16 protein-coding genes and 3 pseudogenes are annotated in these 19,138 nt (G+C 72.9%); 13 read left to right on the top strand and 6 right to left on the bottom strand.

All coding sequences use genetic code 11. The annotated features are described in order from the left end of the window. Nucleotides 1–2 precede the first annotated feature (2 nt). The 10 genes and pseudogenes from fabI (at nt 3) to ACZ5CZ_RS19380 (ending at nt 9,406) form a co-directional block, all read left to right on the top strand. Nucleotides 3–782 carry an enoyl-ACP reductase FabI gene (gene fabI / locus ACZ5CZ_RS19425; RefSeq protein ID WP_385842243.1) on the top strand — a complete coding sequence of 260 codons (780 nt, stop codon included), beginning with the start codon at nt 3–5 and terminating at the stop codon, nt 780–782. Nucleotides 783–835: 53 nt separating this feature from the next. Next, nucleotides 836–952: pseudogene (locus tag ACZ5CZ_RS19420) on the top strand (3-oxoacyl-ACP synthase); the annotation flags it as partial. A gap of 148 nt (nt 953–1,100) precedes the next feature. Next, on the top strand, nt 1,101–2,657 hold the full coding sequence (locus ACZ5CZ_RS19415; RefSeq protein WP_385842244.1) for a sodium:solute symporter family protein: 1,557 nt from the start codon (nt 1,101–1,103) through the stop codon (nt 2,655–2,657). 34 nt (nt 2,658–2,691) lie between these two features. Next, complete coding sequence (locus ACZ5CZ_RS19410) at nt 2,692–3,318, top strand: SigE family RNA polymerase sigma factor (protein ID WP_468944309.1); 627 nt, start codon at nt 2,692–2,694, stop codon at nt 3,316–3,318. Next, nucleotides 3,315–3,599: a hypothetical protein gene (locus tag ACZ5CZ_RS19405; protein WP_467540764.1), complete on the top strand. Its 285-nt coding sequence runs from the start codon at nt 3,315–3,317 to the stop codon at nt 3,597–3,599. Before ACZ5CZ_RS19410 ends, ACZ5CZ_RS19405 begins: the two co-directional genes overlap by 4 nt. A gap of 132 nt (nt 3,600–3,731) precedes the next feature. Beyond that, nucleotides 3,732–3,804: pseudogene (locus tag ACZ5CZ_RS19400) on the top strand. Nucleotides 3,805–3,913: 109 nt separating this feature from the next. Next, entirely contained in the window at nt 3,914–5,047 is a 1,134-nt protein-coding gene (locus tag ACZ5CZ_RS19395; RefSeq protein WP_385842248.1) for a leucine-rich repeat domain-containing protein, read from the top strand. Next, a complete protein-coding gene (locus ACZ5CZ_RS19390) occupies nt 5,044–6,837 on the top strand; it encodes an ankyrin repeat domain-containing protein (protein ID WP_468944304.1) in 1,794 nt (597 codons plus the stop codon). Before ACZ5CZ_RS19395 ends, ACZ5CZ_RS19390 begins: the two co-directional genes overlap by 4 nt. Continuing rightward, a complete protein-coding gene (locus ACZ5CZ_RS19385; RefSeq protein WP_468944302.1) occupies nt 6,834–8,048 on the top strand; it encodes an AAA family ATPase in 1,215 nt (404 codons plus the stop codon). The genes ACZ5CZ_RS19390 and ACZ5CZ_RS19385 overlap by 4 nt, the downstream gene beginning before the upstream one ends. Before the next feature lie 140 nt (nt 8,049–8,188). Continuing rightward, a complete protein-coding gene (locus ACZ5CZ_RS19380) occupies nt 8,189–9,406 on the top strand; it encodes a vWA domain-containing protein (RefSeq protein WP_468944300.1) in 1,218 nt (405 codons plus the stop codon). Nucleotides 9,407–9,417: 11 nt separating this feature from the next. Here the strand turns inward: ACZ5CZ_RS19380 and ACZ5CZ_RS19375 are convergent, their stop codons facing one another. Next, nucleotides 9,418–10,218 (bottom strand): alpha/beta fold hydrolase, encoded by an 801-nt coding sequence (locus tag ACZ5CZ_RS19375; protein ID WP_468944297.1) that lies wholly within the window; start codon nt 10,216–10,218, stop codon nt 9,418–9,420. A gap of 36 nt (nt 10,219–10,254) precedes the next feature. On the opposite strand from ACZ5CZ_RS19375, the gene ACZ5CZ_RS19370 reads away from it, so the two are divergent. After that, nucleotides 10,255–10,887, top strand: a complete 633-nt coding sequence (locus tag ACZ5CZ_RS19370; protein WP_468944294.1) for a TetR/AcrR family transcriptional regulator — start codon at nt 10,255–10,257, stop codon at nt 10,885–10,887. Here the strand turns inward: ACZ5CZ_RS19370 and ACZ5CZ_RS19365 are convergent. From ACZ5CZ_RS19365 to ACZ5CZ_RS19345, 5 genes and pseudogenes are all read right to left on the bottom strand, one after another. Further along, entirely contained in the window at nt 10,856–11,725 is an 870-nt protein-coding gene (locus ACZ5CZ_RS19365) for a class I SAM-dependent methyltransferase (RefSeq protein WP_468944291.1), read from the bottom strand. The genes ACZ5CZ_RS19370 and ACZ5CZ_RS19365 overlap by 32 nt on opposite strands. Further along, nucleotides 11,722–12,566 (bottom strand): annotated as a pseudogene (locus ACZ5CZ_RS19360) (aromatic prenyltransferase). The gene ACZ5CZ_RS19365 and the pseudogene ACZ5CZ_RS19360 overlap by 4 nt, the downstream one beginning before the upstream one ends. Nucleotides 12,567–13,049: 483 nt before the next feature. Next, the gene (locus ACZ5CZ_RS19355; RefSeq protein WP_468944288.1) at nt 13,050–13,481 is read right to left on the bottom strand and encodes an Ohr family peroxiredoxin; all 432 of its coding nucleotides are present in this window, start codon (nt 13,479–13,481) and stop codon (nt 13,050–13,052) included. A gap of 220 nt (nt 13,482–13,701) precedes the next feature. Beyond that, nucleotides 13,702–14,502: a hypothetical protein gene (locus ACZ5CZ_RS19350; protein ID WP_468944285.1), complete on the bottom strand. Its 801-nt coding sequence runs from the start codon at nt 14,500–14,502 to the stop codon at nt 13,702–13,704. A 332-nt stretch (nt 14,503–14,834) separates the two neighbouring features. Next, nucleotides 14,835–16,211: a pyridoxal phosphate-dependent decarboxylase family protein gene (locus ACZ5CZ_RS19345; protein ID WP_468944646.1), complete on the bottom strand. Its 1,377-nt coding sequence runs from the start codon at nt 16,209–16,211 to the stop codon at nt 14,835–14,837. Between the two features lie 359 nt (nt 16,212–16,570). Here ACZ5CZ_RS19345 and ACZ5CZ_RS19340 point away from each other — a divergent pair, with 359 nt between their 5' ends. Continuing rightward, complete coding sequence (locus ACZ5CZ_RS19340; RefSeq protein WP_450786856.1) at nt 16,571–17,635, top strand: alpha/beta fold hydrolase; 1,065 nt, start codon at nt 16,571–16,573, stop codon at nt 17,633–17,635. Between the two features lie 32 nt (nt 17,636–17,667). After that, on the top strand, nt 17,668–19,110 hold the full coding sequence (locus ACZ5CZ_RS19335; protein WP_450786854.1) for an aldehyde dehydrogenase: 1,443 nt from the start codon (nt 17,668–17,670) through the stop codon (nt 19,108–19,110). The last annotated feature ends 28 nt before the right edge of the window (nt 19,111–19,138 follow it).

Genomic DNA, 19,138 nt, shown 5'->3' with positions numbered 1-19,138 from the left:
ACATGAGCGGAATACTCCACGGCAAGAACATCCTGGTCACGGGGGTGCTCAGCGAGAAGTCGATCGCCTTCCACGCGGCACGGCTCGCCCAGCGGGAGGGCGCGCGGGTGGTCCTGACCGCCTTCGGGCGGCGCAGCCTCGTCGAGCTGACCGCCAAGCGGCTGCCCGAGCCCGCGCCCGTCGTCGACCTGGACGTGCAGAACCAGGAGCACCTGGACACCCTCGCCGACCGGGTCGCCGAGCACCTCGGCGAGGAACCGGCGCTGGACGGCGTGGTGCACTCCATCGCCTTCGCCCCGCAGGACGCCCTGGGCGGCAACTTCCTGAACACCGGCTGGAGTTCGGTCGCCACCTCGCTGGAGGTGTCGGCGTACTCGCTCAAGGCCCTGACCGTCGCGGTGCTGCCGCTGCTGGAGCGCCGCGGAGGAGCGGTCGTCGGCATGGACTTCGACGCCCGGCAGGCCTGGCCGCACTACGACTGGATGGGCGTCAGCAAGGCGGCGCTGGAGGCCGTCAACCGCTATCTGGCCCGCTATCTGGGCGGCCGGGGCATCCGCTGCAACCTCGTCTCGGCGGGCCCGATCCGCTCCATGGCCGCCAAGTCCATCCCCGGCTTCACGGAACTGGCCGAGGCGAGCACCTCGCGCGCGACGCTCGGCTGGGACCTGGAGGACCCCGAGCCGGCCGCCCGCGGGGTGGTCGCCCTGCTGTCGGACTGGTTCCCGCGGACCACCGGCGAGATCGTCCACGTCGACGGCGGCACCCACATGGCGGGGGCGTGAGCAGGGACTCCCCGCGCGCTCCGCGGCGGACCTTCCCCAGGCGCCCGACGACGAGCGATCTGATCGACCCGGCGGACCGGTCCACGGCCTTCCTCTTCGGGGACGGGGCGGGCGCGGTCGTGGTCGGCCCGGCCGCCGAGCCCGGTATCGGACCGACGGTGTGGGCGACGGCGCTGCTGGTGGGCTCCGGAGCCGGACTCTCCTTGGCCGCGCACGTGGTGGTCCTCCCCTGAGGAGGCGGCTCGATGTCCGTTATGCGGAAAACTACTTCCGAAGCAGCTTGCGCCGGGTGCAGGGGAACCCCTAGCGTCAACCGCCATGGCGTCTCCGAGTGGCAGTCCGTTCCCCTTCTTCGCCTTGGTGGTGACGGGCGTCGCGATCGCGGCACGGGCGCTCTCCCGCAGCCGGGGCCACGAGGAGCTGCCCGACCCGGCCGGCTGGGCCCTGGCCCGGCGCGGCCTGGGCCTCGTCGCCACGGCGGTACTCCTCGGCGGCACGGTCTACACGGCGTACACGGTCGTCGCGGTGCCCGGACTGACGTACGCCACCGGCGGGTTCGGGCTCTACGCCCTCACCTACACCCTGCTGCTCACCCCCGCCGCCCTCTTCGTGCTGCCGCGCCTGCACGCCATGGCGCGCCGGTACGACCTGCTCACCACCGCGGACTTCGCCCTCGCCCGGTACGGCTCGCACGCCCTGTCCCTCGCGGTGGTGCTGTCCGGGCTGCTGGCCACCATGCCGTATCTGGCGCTCCAAGTCGTGGGCCTGGCAGCCGCGTTGCGGGCGATGGGCGTCGACCTCGCCGACCCCCGGGTGGTGCTGGGGATCGTGCTCCTGTTCGCCCTGGTGACCGCCGCCCTGCTGCCGCGCGGCCTGCGGGTGTGCGTGCGCGTCGCCGGGTTCAAGGCGGTCCTCATGACGGTGCTGCTGGTCGTCTCGCTGGCGCTGGTGGTGCACGGCGGCGCGGGCGCCGGACGGGTCTTCGAGGAGGCCGGACGGCGCCTGGCCGGCCAGGGGATGAGCCTGGTGCCGCCCGTGGGAACCCGTGCCGCCTATGTCACGCTCGCCGTCGGCAGCGTGCTCGCCCAGCTGATGTACCCCCAGGTGCTCACCGTCGCCCTGGCCGCCCGCGGAGCGGACACCGTCCGGCGGGCGGTCCTCGCCCTGCCCCTGTGGACGTTCGCCCTCGGCCTCTTCGCCTACCTGGGCTTCGCCGCGCTCGCCTTCGGCGTGACCACCCCGCCCGGCCACGCCGAACTCGCCGCGCCGGAGCTGCTGCGCCGGCTGGCCGAACCCTGGCTGGCCGGACTCCTCCTCGGCGGCCTCGCCGTCGCCGCCCTGCTGCCCGGCGCCGTGATGGCCGTCTCCCTGGCCATGCTGGTCACCCGCAACGTCTACACCGAGTACTTCAACCCGACGGCGACCCCCAAGCACGAGGTGCGCATCGCCCGCTTCGCCGCCACCGCCGTCGTCCTGGGCGCCCTCGTCTTCGCGCTGCTGCTGCCACCGCAGGACGCGGTCAACCTGCACCTGCTGGGCGGCGTCTGGATCATCCAGACGGTGCCCGCCGTCGGATGCGCGCCCTACACCCGATGGTTCCACCACCGGGCCCTGCTGGCCGGCTGGGCGGCCGGCATGGCGAGCGGAACCCTGCTGACCGTCGTGCACGGCTTCGACTCCGTGGTGACCCTCGGCTCCGGAACCGGACGGATCTCGCTCTACACCGCCCTGGTCGCACTCGCCCTCAACCTGGCCGTGGCCGTGCTCCTCACCCCGGTCCTGGACCGCCTGGGCGTGGTCCGCGGCCCCGACGCGCTCGCCCCCGGCGACCCCGTGGCGCGGCGCGGCTCCCGCTTCGCCTTTCGCATCGACTGACCCATCGAGCCGCAGTGAACAGGAGGAGTACCGGATGACCCCCACCCCACCACTCACCCGTGCCGGTCACCGCGGGGAAGCGGAGGAGACGACAGCGGTGGCCGAGCACACCGCCGCGGTCGCGCCGGACACCGACCCGGAGAACAACCCGGACCCTGACCCGGACACCGACCGGGACACCGCCGTCGCCGCCCTGTTCGAGACCCACCACGCCGGTCTGCTCCGCCTGGCCGTCCTGCTCGGCGCCGGGCCCGACGCGGAGGACGTGGTGGCCGAGGCCTTCTACCAACTCCAGCGCCGCTGGGGACGGATACGGGACAAGGACGCCGCCGTCGGCTATCTGCGCGGGGTGATCCTCAACCTGACCCGGATGCGTTTCCGCCATCTGCGCGTGGTGCGCCGGCACGCCCAGCAGAACGTGGAGTTCACCGAGGACTCGGCCGAACAGCACGCCTTACTCCGCGACGAACACCGGCACGTGGTCAGCGCGTTGCGCGCCCTGCCGGCCCGGCAGCACCAGGTGCTCGTGCTGCGATACTGGCTGGATCTGAGCGAAGCGGAGATCGCCCGGACCATGGGCATCTCCCAGGGCGCCGTGAAATCCCACGCATCCAGAGGCATGGCGAAGCTCAGCAGCATCCTGAAGGGAGCCGAGGCGTGAACGGAGGGACGGAGGAACGGTTGCGGTCGGCTCTCGCCGGGCTCGCGGACACCGTCCGGGAGTCACCCGACGCCTACCACCGGGCGCGCCGGCAGTGGCGCCGCCGGGACCTGCGGCGCCGCGCCCTCACCGTGGCGATCGTGCTGGTCATGGTCGTCATCGCGTGCGGAGTCGGCATCTGGGCCCTGTCCGGTGCCTCCCCGGCCCGGCACGTCATCTTCAACGGCGGCCGGCAGGACACCACACGGGACCGCAGCATCTTCCCGCCCGGGTCCCCCTGACGCACCCGCGCCCACCCGCGACGGCCGTCACCGGCCTGTTCACCCTCAGGGGCGCCCCTGAGCGATCGTCAGGGGCGCCCTCAGCCATCCGCCGTCGAACGCGCGGCCGAAAGTCGCTATGATCACCGCGGCAAGGCTGTAGCGCAGAGGTCGTCGCGCCCACGCATCGAGCTGGAGGACGTCGGTTCGAATCCGACCAGCCTTGCCGCCCTTGTCGTGGAGGAAAGTCGATTGGCGTCGGTTCGTCCTGGGCGGGCGGAGGGCGATGCCGCCCTCGGCGAGCCGGGCACCGGCGATGGACCGGTGGAGTGGTGATGACGCAGCCGACACCCGTACGCTGCCCCGCGATCGAGCACCCGGACATCCCGGTCAGCGACCCCGCCGCCCTGGAGCCGCTGCTCGACCGACTGCGGGCCGCGCCGGCGGTCGACACCGACGAGGCCTTCCCGCTCGGCACGGTCCGCGCGGACGGCCGGGTCGACCTGTGCAAGCAGGGCCTCGGACCCGGCGGCGCCGCCCGGCTGATGCCCGTCGCCGCCGCCTCCCCGCACGCCGTGCACCTCCTGCTCGGCACCAACGCCATCGGGGACGAGGGCGCCCGCACGGTCGCCGGCGCGCTGACCGACGGCCACGGTCTGCACACCCTCTACCTCGGCTGCAACCGCATCGGCCGCGCGGGCGTCGGCGCGCTCGCCGACGCGCTGACGACGGACGGCACCGTCCGCGCCCTGTGGCTCAAGCGCAACCCGCTGGGCGAGGACGGCGCCCGCACGCTCGCCGCGATGCTCCGCCGCAACACCGCCCTGCGCACCCTCGACCTGGTCAACACCGGCCTGACCCTCGACGGTCTGCGGGCCCTGTGCGACGCCCTCACCGGCCGGCCGAGCCCGGTGGAGCGCCTCTTCCTCGGCGGCAACGGCCTGACCGCGGCCGCCGCCCCGCTGCTGGCGGCACTCATCCGGGAGGCGGGGGTGCGCGAGTTGTACCTGCCCGCCAACCACCTCGGCGACGAGGGCGCCGCGATCCTCGCCGCCGCGGCCGACCCCGCCCGTCCGGTCCGCCTCGGCCTGGGCGGCAACGGGATCGGCCCCGCCGGCGCCCGCGCCCTCGCCGGCTCGCTGGACGGCATCGAGGCACTCGACCTCGGCCGGCCGCTGTCGGAGCGCAGCCTCGGCGCCCCCGCCAACACCACCGGCGACGACGGTGCCCACGCCCTGGCCGCCGCCCTGCCGGGCAGCCCGCTGCGCCGGCTGGAGCTGCGCCACACCGGCCTGACCGGCCGGGGCGCGAAGACCCTGCTGGCGGCGGTGGACGACAACTCGCCCCTGGAGTACGTCGGTCTGGGGCCCGGCCTGCCCCGCAAGGTCAAGCGGTCCTTCACCGAGCGGCTGCGGCCGGCCGGCGGGGCGCATCCCGACCTGCGCGCGATAGGAAGTGTCTACCGGTGAGCGCCCCGGGCGAGTTCCCCTCGCTCCCCGCGGGGGAGGCGGCGAGCCGGAGCCGGGTCCGCCGGTACGCGGTGCCCCGCTGGATGATCGAACACGCGACCGCCGCCCGGCTGGCCGGTGACTGGCGGGCCGCCTGCGCGGCGGCCCGGGTCGACGTGGCCGTCGACCTCCGCGCCGTCGCCGCCCGCTGCGGCGCCGAGGTCGCCGCGGCGCTCGAGGACGACCTTTGCCACCTCGCCCCCGACCTGCTGCGCTGGCACCTGCCCCGGCTGCTCGGCGGACGGAGCACACTCGACACCGGCGTCACGGTCGTCCTCGCGCGCTACCTCCCGAAGGCGCCGGACGAGGGCGCCCGGAGCACGCCGTACCTCTACGTCACCACGCCGCCGATGACCGAGGGGCCGCAGCGGATCGCCCTGCGGTTCGGCAGGGTCGCGACCGAGCAGACCGCCGGCGTCTTCGGGCGGCGCACCGAGGACTGGCGCCATGCACGGCACCTGTGGGACGCACGGCACGCCGCCGAACTGAGGGAACGGTGCGGCGGCAGCCCGCACCGGCCGCCGTTCTTCCACGCCGACGCCACCCCGCTCGGCCCCGGTGAACTGCCGGCGGCCGACCCCGGCGACACCGACCCGGCGGCCCGGACCGAATGGGCCGCTCTGCTCCAGCACCGGGGTGAGACGGCGGCCGCCTTCGCCGCCGCCGGCATCGAGCTGGACCTGACACCGCCGCCCAGCCGGCGCCGGTTCCAGGCGGACACGCAGCGCATCCTCGCCGGGCTCGCGATCAACCACACCCGACTGGCGCCCGAGGTGCACCGGCAGGCGGCCGCGGGGGTCGCCGACGCCTTCCTGATCGCCGTCAACTGGCGGGAGTACGCCCTGCTGGAGCCCGCGGACGCCGGCGGGCTGCGCGTGCGCATCGTCGACCGGGACCAGGTCAAGGACCTGCCTTTCCTCGCCGAGGCCCTGTGGCGCAGACTCCCCGACCTCGACCTGCTGTGTCTCGGCGGCGTCGCGCCGGAGCACCTGCATCCCCTCGTCCGCGAGGCGCTGTTCCCGGCCCTGAAGGTGGCGCCGGGCGAGGCCGGCCCGCCCGGGCCGACGGCCCCCGCACCCGTGCGGGTCCGCTGCCGCGGCGAGTGGCACGAGGTGGCGTTCCGGCCCGGTGGCCTGCTCCGGATGCCGCACACCGACGAGGAACAGCAGCGCGAACGAGCCCTGCGCGCCTTCGGCGGTGCCGTCGCCGGATGCTTCGCGGTCGAGCAGACCTGGACCTCCGGAGCGGGCCGCCTGCCGAAGGCGCTGCGGACGCAACGCCAGGAGCTGTTCCAGCGGGCCCAGCACGGTGACACCCCCGGCGTGCTGGAACTGCTGGACGCGGGTGTCGATCCCCGGGTCCGGGACGCCAACGGGCGCACCCTGCTGCACGTCCTGAACCTCCTCGACCACGAGGAGCTGCTGCCACGGCTGCTGGCGGCCGGAGTCGACCTGGAGGCCCGCGACCAGCGCGAGCGCACACCGCTGTTCACGGCGGTCAACGACCTCGGCTCGAAGGCGCTGGTGGAGGCGCTCGTCGCCGCCGGGGCGCGGCTCGACGTGATCGACCAGGACGAGCTGTCCCTCGCCCATCTCGTCCGCCGCTACAAGCGCCGAGACCTGGCCTTCCTGCGGGAACGCGTGGAGTCGGAACACCCCGGCCTCGGCGGCGACTGGTGGGACGAGTGGTGGGAGGACCAGGAGGAGTACGACGGGGACGACCCCGACGACGAGGAAGGGCTGTCCCTGTGACCACCGACCGCACCGCCACCGCCGCCGCGTCCCCGGGCCCGCTGGCGGCCGCGGACGACCTCAACCGCAGACTTCGGGTACGACGGACCGAGCCCGCCGCCAACCCCCAGCTGGAGGCGCTCGCCCTCGCCGTGACCGCCAATCAGCCCGTGCTGCTGTGGGGAGAGCCGGGCATCGGCAAGTCGGCCGCCCTGGAACAGCTCGCGGCCGGACTCGGCCTGCCGCTGGAGACGGTCATCGCCAGCGTGCACGAGCCGTCCGACTTCGCCGGACTGCCCGTCGTGGGCGACGACCCGGCCGTGACCGGCGTGCCGATGGCCCCGCCGGACTGGGCGGTCCGCCTCGCCCGGGCCGGACAGGGCCTGCTCTTCTTCGACGAACTGTCGTCCGCCCCGCCGGCCGTGCAGGCGGCACTGCTGCGGGTGGTGCTCGAACGCCGGGTCGGCAGCCTGGTGCTCCCGGAGGCGATACGGATCGTCGCCGCCGCCAACCCGCCGTCCAGCGCCGCGGACGGCTGGCATCTCAGCCCGCCGCTCGCCAACCGGTTCGTCCACCTCCAGTGGACCCACGACCCCCGGACGGTCGCCCGGGGCCTGGCCGGCACCTGGCCCGAGGTGGCCGTGCCCGTCGTCGACGCCGCCCGGGTGCCCGGTGCGGTCGCCCGGGCCCGCGGCGCCATCTCCGGCTTTCTCACGGCCCGGCCCGGCCTGGTCCACCACATCCCCGGGGACGCCGAGAGCCGTGGCCGCTCCTGGCCGTCCCCGCGCACGTGGGAGATGGCGCTCAAGCTGCTCGCCACCGGGTACGCGGCCGGCGCCGGCCGGGAGGCACTGGCCGCCGCGCTCACCGGCGCCGTCGGGGACGGGGCCGGCATCGAGCTGCTGTCCTACCTCGAACACCTCGATCTGCCCGACCCCGACCGGGTCCTCGCCGATCCGGACGCCTTCGCCCTGCCCGACCGCGGCGACCGGCAACTGGCCTTCCTCATCGCGGTGGTCGCCGCCATCCAGGGCGACCTCACCCGGCCCCGCTGGGAGGCCGGCTGGGCGGTGCTGGCGAAGGCCGTGGACGCGGGCGTACCCGACGTGGCCGCCCGCGCCGCCACCGACCTCGCGGCCATGCGCCACCTCGACTGGCCCGTACCGCCCGGCATCGACGCCTTCCTGAACCTCCTCCAGCTGTCCGGCGCGCTGCCCGGCACCGGCCGGTGAGGCGAAGAGGGATGACGGAGGATTGCGAGGGCGCTGGCGATACGCGGGGTGTGGCGGGGGATGGGGGTCGCGCCTCGGGTGTGGCGGGGGACGGGGGCTGTGCCCCGGGTGCGGCGGAGGACGCAGGTGGTACCCCGGGCATGGCGGAGGCTGCGCGCACTGCCCCGGCTGCCGCGAAGGAGGCCCGCCGCGCGCTGGACATGACCAAGCTTCTCGCCGCGCGGTACCGGGCGGCGAGCGACCGGCCGTATCTGGCCTCGGCGCTGTACGCCCTCACCGTCGTACCGAGCACCGAGGTCCCGACGATGGGGGTGGACCGGCACTGGCGCTGCTATGTGTCGCCCGCCTTCGTCGACGCGACACCGGTGCCCGAGCTGGCGGGCGTCTGGGTGCACGAGGCGGCGCACCTGCTGCGCGACCACCACGGCCGGGCTGACCGGCTCCCCGCCGCCGCCCAGCGCGACCGGCACCGGGTCAATGTCGCGCAGGACTGCGAGATCAACGACGACCTGCTCGCCGACGGGCTGCGGCTGCCCGACGGACGCATGGAACCCCGCCTCTTCGGCCTGCCCGAGGGCGAGCTGTTCGAGGCCTACCTGGACCGGCTGCCGCCGCAGGTGCGGACGCCGGACTGCGGTTCGGGCGCGCACGGCCGCCCCGCCCCCTGGGAACTGCCCGGTTCCGCCGCCCCCGCCCGGCTCGGCGAGGTCGAGGCGCAGGCCCTGCGCCGGCAGACCGCCGAGGCGATGCGCGCCCATCAGCGCACCCGCGGCACCCTGCCCGCGGGCTGGCAGCGCTGGGCCGAGGAGATCCTGGAACCCACGGTGGACTGGCGGCAGGCGCTGTCCGGCGCGGTCCGGGAGGCCGTCGCATGGGCGGGCGGGGCCGTCGACTACACCTACCGCCGCCCCTCGCGCCGTACCCCTGCGCTGCGCGGCGTGGTCCTGCCGAGCCTGCGCCGCCCGCTGCCGCGGGTGGCCGTCGTCATCGACACCTCCGGCTCCATGGGTGAGGCCGAACTGGCCGCCGCCCTCGCGGAGGTGACGGGTGTGCTGCGCGAGGTGGGGATACGGGGCAACCGGGTGACCGTGCTCGCGTGCGACGCCGATGTGCACGCCGTGTCCCGGGTGGTGGCCACCGAGCAGATCACCCTGGGCGGCGGTGGCGGCACGGACCTGCGGGTCGGCATCGAAGCGGCGGTCGGGATGCCGGACCGCCCCGGCATCGTCGTCGTCCTCACCGACGGATACACCCCCTGGCCCGACGAGCACCCGCCCTGCCGTGTCATCGCGGCCCTGCTCGGCCAGGCCCCACCCCAGCCGCCGAGCTGGGTGGAGACCGTACGCATCCCCACCTGACCCCGCTTCCCTCAGCCGGCCGTGGCGAGGTCGTCGAGGAGCCGGCCGAGCAGGGCCGGCGCCTGGATGTGGCCCAGGTGGCCCTGGCCGGCAAGCTCGTGCACCCCGGCGTGCGCGATGCGCTGCCGCACGTCGTCGAAGGAGGTGCCGTAGGGCTCCTTTCCGCGACTGTGCCCGCCGATGATCAGGTCGACGCGCTCCGCCCGTCGCGCCAGTGCGTCCGGGGGCGGAACCGTGTTGATGGCGGCGAGCTCGGCGTACAGCGGTTCGCTCAGGCGGCGCAGGGCGGCCCAACCGCGGGGATCGGCCCGGAGCTGCTCGACATGCGCGGCGGACAAGCCGGAGATCTGCCGATTGACGATCTCGACGCAGCGGTCCCAGTCCGCTGCCTCCTGTGCGGCCCGCAGGTCCGGCAGCGCATCGCGGCCGAACGGCCGCATCACCGGCTCGTAGGCGATCACATGGCGCATCGGACGCTCGTCGGCGCAGAGCAGGGCGATCAGACCGCCGTAACTCCAGCCGAAGAGCGCGCTCGTGCGGTCGAACTCGTCCAGGACCACGCCGAGGTCCTCGACCTCCGTGCGCAGCGTGTACGCGTCGGTCAACGGCCCCGAGGGAGCGCGGCCCCTGCGGTTCACCACCACCACCGAGGGCCAGGCGCCGACGGCGCCGGCGACATGGCGCCAGGTGTGCGCATCGCTCATCGCGCCCGGGACGAGGACGAGGCCCGGGGCATCCGGCTCGCCGTACACGTCGACGGTGACCCAACTGCCCCCGCCGACCGGTATCTTCTTCTGGATCGTTCGCTCCATAAAGTCATTATGGAGCGAACGCTCTAAGATGCAAGGGTGACCGAACGCACCCGTGGACGACCTCGCGCCTTCGACCGCGACCGCGTGATCCTCGAGGCCGCCCGCCTGTTCTGGCGCCGGGGCTACTCCGGCACCTCGACGCGCGCGCTGACCGCGGCCCTCGGGCTCTCCACCTCCAGCCTCTACGCCGCCTTCGGCAGCAAGGCCGGCCTGTTCGAGGAATCGGTGCGGACCTATGCCGGGCGGTACAGCGAGATCTACCGGCAGGCCGTGGCCGAGCCGGACATCAGGACCGTCGTCGACCGCGTCCTGACCGGCTCGGTCGACGAGTTCACGCAGCCCGGCGACACGCACCCCGGATGCCTCGTCACCAGTGCCGTGATGACCGACAGCACGAGCACGCTCGACATCAGCGCCTACGTCACCGAACTCCACCGCGCGAACGAGCAGGCGCTCCTGCGGCGCTTCGAACGAGCGCTCCAGGAAGGCGAACTGGCCGCCGGAACCGACCCGGCCGTACTGACCGACCTCGTCCAGACCCTCTGGCACGGCCTGTCCGTACGAGCCAACCTCGGCGCGTCCCGGGCGGATCTGATGGACACGGCACGGCTCGCACACACCCTGATCAGCCGGCACCTCACGGACAGGGCGTCCCGCTCCACGCCGTGACCGCGGTCGGCATGATCACCACCGCGTGGGCCTCGCCGATCTCCGCGCGCATACGGTCGAGCAGTGTGTCCACGTCACCGATGGTCTCCGCCGGTCCACCGGCCCGGGTGTTGCCGGGCAGCGCCGCCTGCGACAGTGCCCGGTAGGTCTGTACGACGAGCGGGAGGACCGTGTCGTCCTCGGCGCCGCCCATCGGTGTCGTCGCGGAGAGGCCGGGCGCGGCCAGGCCCGCCTGCCGGAACAGGGAGTACAGCCGCGCGCCCGCGCCCAGACTGTTTCCGTCCACCGTGAGCGCCGCGGCGACGGCGTCGAGGACCGCGCCGGTCAGCGGCGTCGGCGGTGCTCCGCGGAGCGGGAAGGTGTCGAAGCCCTGGAAGACGACGAGTCCTCCCGGGCGGACCAGCCCGGACAGCCGGCGCAGCGCCGTGACCGGGTCCGGCAGATGGCCCAGCACCAGCCGGCCGATCACGGCGTCCACCGGCCCGTCGGGATCGAGGTCGACCTCGGGCAGGCTCATCCGCCGGAACGAGATCGCGGCCTCCCCGTCCGGTGCCGGGCGCCGGGCCTCCGCCCGGGCCCGCGCCACGGTCAGGGCGCGGGAGGCCGCGTCGACTCCCGTGACCGAGCCGGTGGGTCCGACGATCCGCGCCGCCAGGAACGTCACGTCCCCGGCGCCGCAGCCGATATCGAGGACCCGCATGCCGGGGCGGAGTCCCGCGGTCCGCAGCGCCCGCTCGGTGATCGGGTCGTACAGCCGGGCCTGGAGCACCAGCCGGTCGGTCTCCACGGGCGCATGGCCCAGCAGGTACGCGGCGTCCGGCTGCCCGACCCGGGTCATCGCTCGCCTCGCGCCGAGAACACCGGGTCGGTGGTGTCGGACTGGCTGAAGAAGGTGTTCCATCCCCTGATGAGGGAGACCACGTCGCCGCAGTAGCTCCGCTCGGCCTTGACGTAAGTCCCGTTCCGCGGTCCGAAGGACCAGGCGACGGCGTTCATCTCCTCGGGGTCGTAGGAGGGAGCCGTCCCGAAGAAGGTGGTGAGGCGGGCGCCGATGGCCGGGCGCTGTCCGTCCGGGAGTTTCAGCGCGTAGAAGGCGACCCTCTCGATCGACCCGTCGGCGGGAGAGAGGGTCACCGAGAACGTGTAGGCACCCTGGGAGAGGAACCGGGCCATTGCGCCGCGGAGGCCGGTGCCCGGTGCGGCGGCGCCCGCCAGCCCCGTGAAAGTGCGGCACTGTGCCTCGGTGAGCGGCCCGCGGGCCCGGAAGTAGAGGTTGACGGTCCTGTGGCCGTAGTCCACGCAGACATGCCGTACGTGGTCGAGTCCCAGCCTGTGGAACAGTGGGCCGCGGTCCCGGACGGGCGACGGTACGGCAGTGATGGCGAGGACGTCGTCCAGGGGCCGGGTGCCGCCCAGATAGAGCCATGTCTTGGTGAGTCCGTGCTCGGCGTCGAAGTCGCACGACTGCTGTCGATGCGACGGCGTGCGTAGAAGCGGTAGTTGAGCCCGTCGCCGGGGCGGTCGGTGGCTCGCCACAGGACGGCGCCCTCGGCGAACGCCGGTCCGTAGGCGTCCATCACCGCGCGGGTGGCGGCTTCCGAGTAGGGTGCTGCAATGCTCTGCGCCGTGGCGCGGACGTCTTCCAGGAACCGCGAGGCGGAGAACTGCTGGGGCTGCACGGCGTGGTCTCCTTCCTGTCTGGCGCGGGTGTCCGGTGTGACAACTCGCCCGCTGAGGCGAGGACTTCCGTGATCGATGGGTGCCGGAGGCAGGGTACGTGCGGGGTCCGCGGGGCGCCCGGGCGGACCGGACGGCGGGGGAGGGAAGGCATGGTCGGCCGGCACGCCGACGGGGGCCGCCCCGCCGCGGGACACCGGCGCGTCAGACGAAGTGCCCGGCCGCCGGGCCGTGTCCGCACCGTGCCGCGGTCTCCGACCAGACCCAGAGCTGTGTGCCGGTCGGGCAGTCACGGCCGGCTGGGACGGGTGCCGGCCCGCCGGTCACGTGACCGGCGGACGGGTGGCCGCTGTGCCGGGCCGGGGCGGCGGGGAGATCGCGGGGCTGGGCCGTCGGCGGCATGTCCTCGTCCGTTCTGGTTCCGGGTGGGTGGGGGCCCGTGCCGAAGGGGGAGCGGCACGGAACCCGCACTCAGGAGGGTGCGGTCAGGCCGCGATGCCGGAGGCGCTGATGGTGATGGGGATGTTGTCCCGCGTGGCCTTGGAGTACGGACAGATCCGGTGGGCGGCGTCGGCGAGTTCCTCTGCGGTCGCCTGGTCCACGCCGCCGAGGACCGGGCTGAGGACCGCCGAGAGGGAGAACTCGCCGTCGTCGCCGTGGGTGAGGGTGATCTCGGCGGTGATCGCGGTGCTGGTGAGCCGGATCCTGCGGGTGGCGGCGGCGCGGCGCAGGGCGCCGAGGAAGCAGGCGGCCCAGCCGGCGGCCAGCAACTGCTCCGGGTTGGTCGCGTCGCCCGTGCCGCCGAACTCCTGGGGAACGGCGAGCCGGGTCTCCAGATGGCCGTCGCGGGAGCGGACGTGACCGCCGTTGCGGCCCTCTCCGTCGACGTCCACATGGGCGGTGTAGGTGGCTGCCATGGTTCCTGCTCCTTGTCGGGGGCGAAGTCTTCGACCGGCCTCGGATCCGGAACACCCTTTTAGGCGTCACCGGTTGAACCGGTGACGTCATTGTGGCGAGCGGCTGCGTCACCGGTCAAGGGGGTGGCGCCGTCCGGGCGTGCAAGCAGGCAGCACAAACGGCGAACACGGCACACGTGGCGCCGTGTTCGCCTGCGGGATCACCGGTTCGGGGAAGCGGTCACCCCGCCCGGTCGGAAGGTGGCGCCTCGGGGCAGGGGCCCGGGTAGACCGGGAAGCGCAGATACGTCGTCACATCGCCGCGCCGCCGCCCGGTCCGGTAGCTGACGAGTTCCTGAAGCCCGATGAACGAATCGAGTGCGCTCGGAGCGAGGGAATAGACAAGGGCCCGATAGGGCCCGACGGGCACGCCCTCCTCGGCCAGCACCGCCTGGACCCGGCTGACCACGTCCCGTTCGTCTCCGCACAGGTCCGGCATCCGCAGATAGGTGCTCGCCTCGTCCGCCCGGTCCACGCCGCCCCGGAAGGCCAGGCACGTCAACGCCGCCTCCCCGGCGTCCTTCCGGTCCGGGCCGGAGAGTATGCGGAACACCTTGGAGGCGTGCAGCGGATCGTGGGTCCGCGCCGTCGCGGCCAGGGCGTTGACCGTGTCCAGATCCACGATGTGATTGCGGTAGTAGATCTTGGCCCGTGCCGAGGGCCTGTCGGCCAGGTCCAGGGCGAAGAACTCCAGCTCCCTGTCGCCGGGGGCCGATCCGTGCGACCGCGTGGTGTTCTTCCACGCGGAGTCCATGTGCAGCCGTTCCATGGCCCGTCCGGTCACGGCCTCGCGCCTCGGATGGTCCCATCGGTAGAGGCCGAAGTACGCCTTGAAGGTCAGCCCCTCGCCGGGGCGCCAGGCGATCGCGTGCCAGAGGGGTGCCGGCTCGTGGCCGGCGTCACCGAGGAAGAGGTCCTCGACGCTCAGGTAGCGGTCGAGACTGCCCCCCGGCCGGCTCGCCAGTTTCCGCGAGACCTCCATGGCCGCTTCGCTGGGCCGGGACGAGCAGAAACCGGCGTCGAAGAGGATGCGGAGTTCCGGCTGGGCACCCGACCAGTTGACCGAGATCTCTGCCGGGAATCCGTCCGCTGCGACATAGGAGGGAATCGCACATTCGCGTCCGACGGGTGTCCGGAACCAGTCGCCCAGGACCTCGCGGAGAATTGACTCCGTCTCCCCGGCGCCGCCGAGGGGAAGGGAAAGCGCACGTGCCGCGGTTCTCCAGCGGTGACAGACGAATTCCCCGAAGGACTGATCGGCCGCATCGAATATCGCATACCGAGTTGCCATGAGTTGCCCAGCTTTCTGTGTGCTCACAGGTCGGTGGCCGCGGCGGTGATCACACGGAGTACGTCGTCCACATGTTCTTTGTGCGTGCGATGTGCGAGCACGCAGAGGCGGATCAGCTGCCGTTCCGCGACGGTCGTGCCGTGCACCACCGCACCGCCCTCGGAGTTGATCCTCTCCAGAAGCCGCCGGGTCGCGGCGTCGGCGGTGCGCTGTGCCGTCGCCCCCGGACCCTCGGGCCGTACCGCGAAGGCGACGGTGGTCAACTCGGGCCGCCAGGGGACGTCGAGACGGGGGAGGGTGCTCAGCGTGCCGTGGATGTGGTCCGCGAGGTCGAGCTTCTCGTCGAGTGCGTCACGGAAGGCGGAGAGTCCGTGGAGGTGCAGCGGGAGCCACACCCTCACCCCCCGGTTCTCCCGGCTCAGTTCGATGCCCCGCTGGGCGTAGTCGGGCAGGACGTCGGACTCGCCGACGTCCTGGAGGGCGGTGGCCGAGCCTTCGTGCGCGGCGTGCAGAAGGGCCGGCTCCCGCACGACGAGCGCGCCGGTGCCGAACGGCAGGAACAGGGCCTTGTGGGGATCCAGGGTCACGGAGTCCGCCGATTCGAGGCCCGCCGTGCGCTCGCGGCCGCGTGCGGTGAGCCGGAAGAAGCCCCCGTAGGCCGCGTCCACGTGGAACCAGAGACCCTCGCGCTCGGCCAGGGCGCCGGCGTCCGCCAGTGGATCGATGGCCCCGGTGTCCGTGGTTCCCGCTGTCGCGACCAGCAGGAAGGGCCGCAGTCCTGCCTCGCGATCGGTGCGTATGCGTTCCGCGGCCGCACGGAGGTCCATCGTCAGGTTCCCGGTGACCGGTATCACGCGAACGTTCTGCTGCCGGATGCCGGCGATCCGCGCGGCCTTCGCCACGGAGTAGTGCGCCTGCTCGCTGACGTAGAGGGTGCCCCGCCCGATGTCCTCTCCCAGCCGGTCATGGCGAGCGGTCACGAGGGCGGAGAGGTTGGCCATGGAGCCGCCGGTGGTGAGGACGCCGGAGCTGCCCTGCGGAAGCCCGCACACGTCCTGCGCCATCCAGCGCAGGACACTCTCCTCGAGGGCGGTCAGGGCGGGTGCCGCCGCGGCCAGGGTGCCGTAGCGGTTCAGCGCCCTGGTGAAGAACTCGGCAAGAGCGGACGAATATATTCCGCCGCCGGGCAACGCCGCCATCAATCGCGGTCCGGCGGTTTCGATGGCGCTTTCTGCGGCCGTGCCGAGCCGGTCCAAGAGCGCTTCCAGGGGCGTGCTGTTCTCCGGGGGACGTGCCAGGAAGGAGTCCGTCAGTTTTTCCCCGGCATCGGGAACGGTCCTGTCGTGCGCCGGCCGGAGGTGCGCCGTCGAGAGGAACGTGGCGACCTGTTGCGTCACCATGTTCGCCATATCGACCATCGTCGCCCGGTCGGGCTCCAATGGAGAGGGTCGATGGATATTCATGCCGACCAGGATGACGTGGCCATCAAGAATCTGATCATGACTCGGATCACGTTTTATGAAGCGTTCGGCGGTGCGGGCTGTGCGGGCGCGTGGTGCCGTCGGCGAGGCAGTGCCTTCGTCGCTCCTTGGGCAACTCCCTTGCGCCTCAGTACAGATGAGGTCGTCACCGGTTTGACAGGTGACGCACTCGGGTGCGAAGGTCGTGGTGTGCCAGGCCGGGTGTCCCCGCCTTCACGCAGGGCCGGGCCACCCGGCCGCGGGCCGGTCATCGGAATCACGTGACGGAGGGGCTTGTCATGATCAACAGGCGTACGTTCACCAAGACCGTCGGCTGGGGCACCGGTGCGGCCGCGGTCTCGCTGACCGGCCTGCAATCCAGTGCGTCCGCAGCGGCTTCACACGCACCGGCCGGAGCAGCCGCCCGCACCGTGCCTGCCGTCACCTCCGGCACCCACACCGCGTTCCAGACGCTGAAGCACGTCAAGGCGGGTGTCCTCGACATCGGTTACGCCGAGGCGGGGCCCGCCCACGGTCCGGTCGTCCTGTGCCTGCACGGCTGGCCCTACGACATCCACAGCTACGTCGACGTCGCCCCGCTCCTCGCCGGCCTCGGGTACCGCGTCATCGTTCCCTACCTGCGCGGCCACGGCAGCACGCGTTTCCTGTCCCGCCACACCCCCCGCACCGCCGAGCAGTCCGCCATCGCGCTCGACATCGTCGCGCTGATGGACGCCCTCGAGATCGACAAGGCGGTGCTCGCCGGGTTCGACTGGGGCTCGCGTACCGCCGACATCATCGCGGCGCTGTGGCCGGAACGTGTCAAGGCCCTTGTCTCGACCGGCGGTTACCTCATCACCGACCGCCGGGCGCAGCAGGTGCCCGCCGCCGCGGCCGTCGAGCACAACTGGTGGTACCAGTGGTACTTCGCCACCGAACGCGGCAAGAAGGCGCTGGAGAACGTCGACGAACGCATCGCCCTGTGCCGCTATGTGTGGACCCTCGTCTCGCCCGGCTGGGGCTTCGACGACGCCACCTTCCGGCGCACCGCCCAGGCCTTCGAGAATCCCGACTACGCGGCCATCGTCCTGTTCAACTACCGCTGGCGCATCGGCCTGGTCGAAGGGGACCGCCGCTACAGCCGCTACGAGGCGCAGCTCGCCACCCGGCCGCCCGTCCACGTCCCCACCATCACCCTCGACGCGGCCCTCGACCCCTTCACCCCCGCCGGTGCCGGCTCCTCGTACCGCGACCACTTCACGGGCCCCTACGAGCACCGCACCCTCGCGGACATCGGCCACAACCTGCCGCAGGAGGCACCGACCGCCTTCGCCCAGGCCGTCGTCGACGCCGACCGCCTGTGACGGTGCGCCGACCGACCGAAGGAGACCAACGCGTGATGGTGTACGACCGGCTGTTCATCGGGGGCTCCTGGACGGAGCCGAGCGACCCGGCGCTCCTCGCCCTCACCTCACCCCACGACCAGTCGCTGATCGGCCGGGCCGCCCAGGCGCAGCCGGCCGACGTGGACCTGGCGGTGGCGGCGGCACGGGCCTCGTTCGACACGGGCCTGTGGCGCACCACCCCGCCGGCACAGCGGATCGGCATCCTGCGCCGGTTCAACGCGCTGCGCGAGGAGAACGCGGAGAAGGCCGCGCGTCTGGTCTCGCGGGAGAACGGCTCGGCGCTCTGGTTCACCCGTGCCGGGCAGCCCGGCCTGACCCGGCAGGCGAACGCCTACCTCAAGGCGGCGGAGGACTTCGCCTGGGAGGAGACCCTGGAGCCCTCGGATCCGGCGTCACCGGTTCGCAGTGTGGTGCGCCGGGAGGCGATCGGCGTCGTGGCGGCCGTGATCCCGTGGAACTCGCCGTTCTCCTCCGCCACTTCGAAGATCATCCCGGCTCTGGCCGCCGGCAACTCGGTGGTGCTGAAGGTGTCCCCGGAGAACTCGCTGAGCATGGGCTTCCTGGCCGAGCTGCTGGAGCGCACGGGCCTGCCGGAGGGGGTCGTCAGCGTCCTGCCCGCGGACCGGTCGACCAGCGAGTACCTGGTGTCGCACCCGGATGTCGACAAGATCGCCTTCACCGGCTCGACGCGGGCCGGCCGCCGTATCGCCTCCATCGCGGGCGAGCAGCTCAAGCGGGTCAGCCTGGAGCTGGGCGGCAAGTCCGCCGCCGTCATCCTGCCGGACGCCGACATCGGCGAGGCCGTCGCGGGCCTGAAGTACGGCTCCCTGCTCAACAACGGCGAGTCGTGCATCGCGCAGACCAGGATCCTCGCGCCACGCGGCCGGTACCAGGAGGTCGTCACGGCCCTGAAGGAGCTGGTCGAGTCCTTGAAGGTGGGTGATCCGAGCGACCCCGGCACCTTCATCGGCCCGATGGTCCGCCCCGACCAGCAGCAGCGGGTGCTCGCCTACATCCAGCTCGGCATCGAGGAGGGCGCCCGACTGGTCACGGGCGGCCCCCGGATCCCCGAGGGCCTGGAAAGGGGCAACTACGTCACCCCCACCGTCTTCGCCGACGTCGACAACTCGATGCGTATCGCACAGGAGGAGATCTTCGGCCCGGTCCTGGTCGTCATCGCCTACGACGACGAGGACGAGGCCGTACGCATCGCCAACGACTCCCCGTACGGCCTGTCCGGCGGGGTCTGGTCCTCCGACGAACAGCACGCCCTGGAGGTCGCCCGGCGCATCCGCACCGGCACCGTCACGGTCAACGGCGCTACCGTCGCCTTCGACGGCCCGTTCGGCGGCTTCAAGGCCAGTGGGATCGGCCGTGAGTACGGCGCGGTGGGCCTCGGCACCTACACCGAGTACAAGACCGTCACCGTCTGACGACCGTCGAACGAGGAACGGAGTACGG

This window comes from Streptomyces sp. NPDC031418 (assembly GCF_055581605.1).
Note: the sequence above shows the minus strand (reverse complement) of the source record. Positions and strands in the feature narration are given on the sequence as shown.

Coding starts and splice junctions, on each gene's coding strand:
- fabI (WP_385842243.1), top strand. CDS start 3: ATGAGCGGAATACTCCACGGCAAGAACATCCTGGTCACGGGGGTGCTC.
- ACZ5CZ_RS19415 (WP_385842244.1), top strand. CDS start 1,101: ATGGCGTCTCCGAGTGGCAGTCCGTTCCCCTTCTTCGCCTTGGTGGTG.
- ACZ5CZ_RS19410 (WP_468944309.1), top strand. CDS start 2,692: ATGACCCCCACCCCACCACTCACCCGTGCCGGTCACCGCGGGGAAGCG.
- ACZ5CZ_RS19395 (WP_385842248.1), top strand. CDS start 3,914: ATGACGCAGCCGACACCCGTACGCTGCCCCGCGATCGAGCACCCGGAC.
- ACZ5CZ_RS19380 (WP_468944300.1), top strand. CDS start 8,189: ATGGCGGAGGCTGCGCGCACTGCCCCGGCTGCCGCGAAGGAGGCCCGC.
- ACZ5CZ_RS19375 (WP_468944297.1), bottom strand. CDS start 10,218: ATGGAGCGAACGATCCAGAAGAAGATACCGGTCGGCGGGGGCAGTTGG.
- ACZ5CZ_RS19365 (WP_468944291.1), bottom strand. CDS start 11,725: ATGACCCGGGTCGGGCAGCCGGACGCCGCGTACCTGCTGGGCCATGCG.
- ACZ5CZ_RS19355 (WP_468944288.1), bottom strand. CDS start 13,481: ATGGCAGCCACCTACACCGCCCATGTGGACGTCGACGGAGAGGGCCGC.
- ACZ5CZ_RS19350 (WP_468944285.1), bottom strand. CDS start 14,502: ATGGAGGTCTCGCGGAAACTGGCGAGCCGGCCGGGGGGCAGTCTCGAC.
- ACZ5CZ_RS19345 (WP_468944646.1), bottom strand. CDS start 16,211: ATGGTGACGCAACAGGTCGCCACGTTCCTCTCGACGGCGCACCTCCGG.
- ACZ5CZ_RS19340 (WP_450786856.1), top strand. CDS start 16,571: ATGATCAACAGGCGTACGTTCACCAAGACCGTCGGCTGGGGCACCGGT.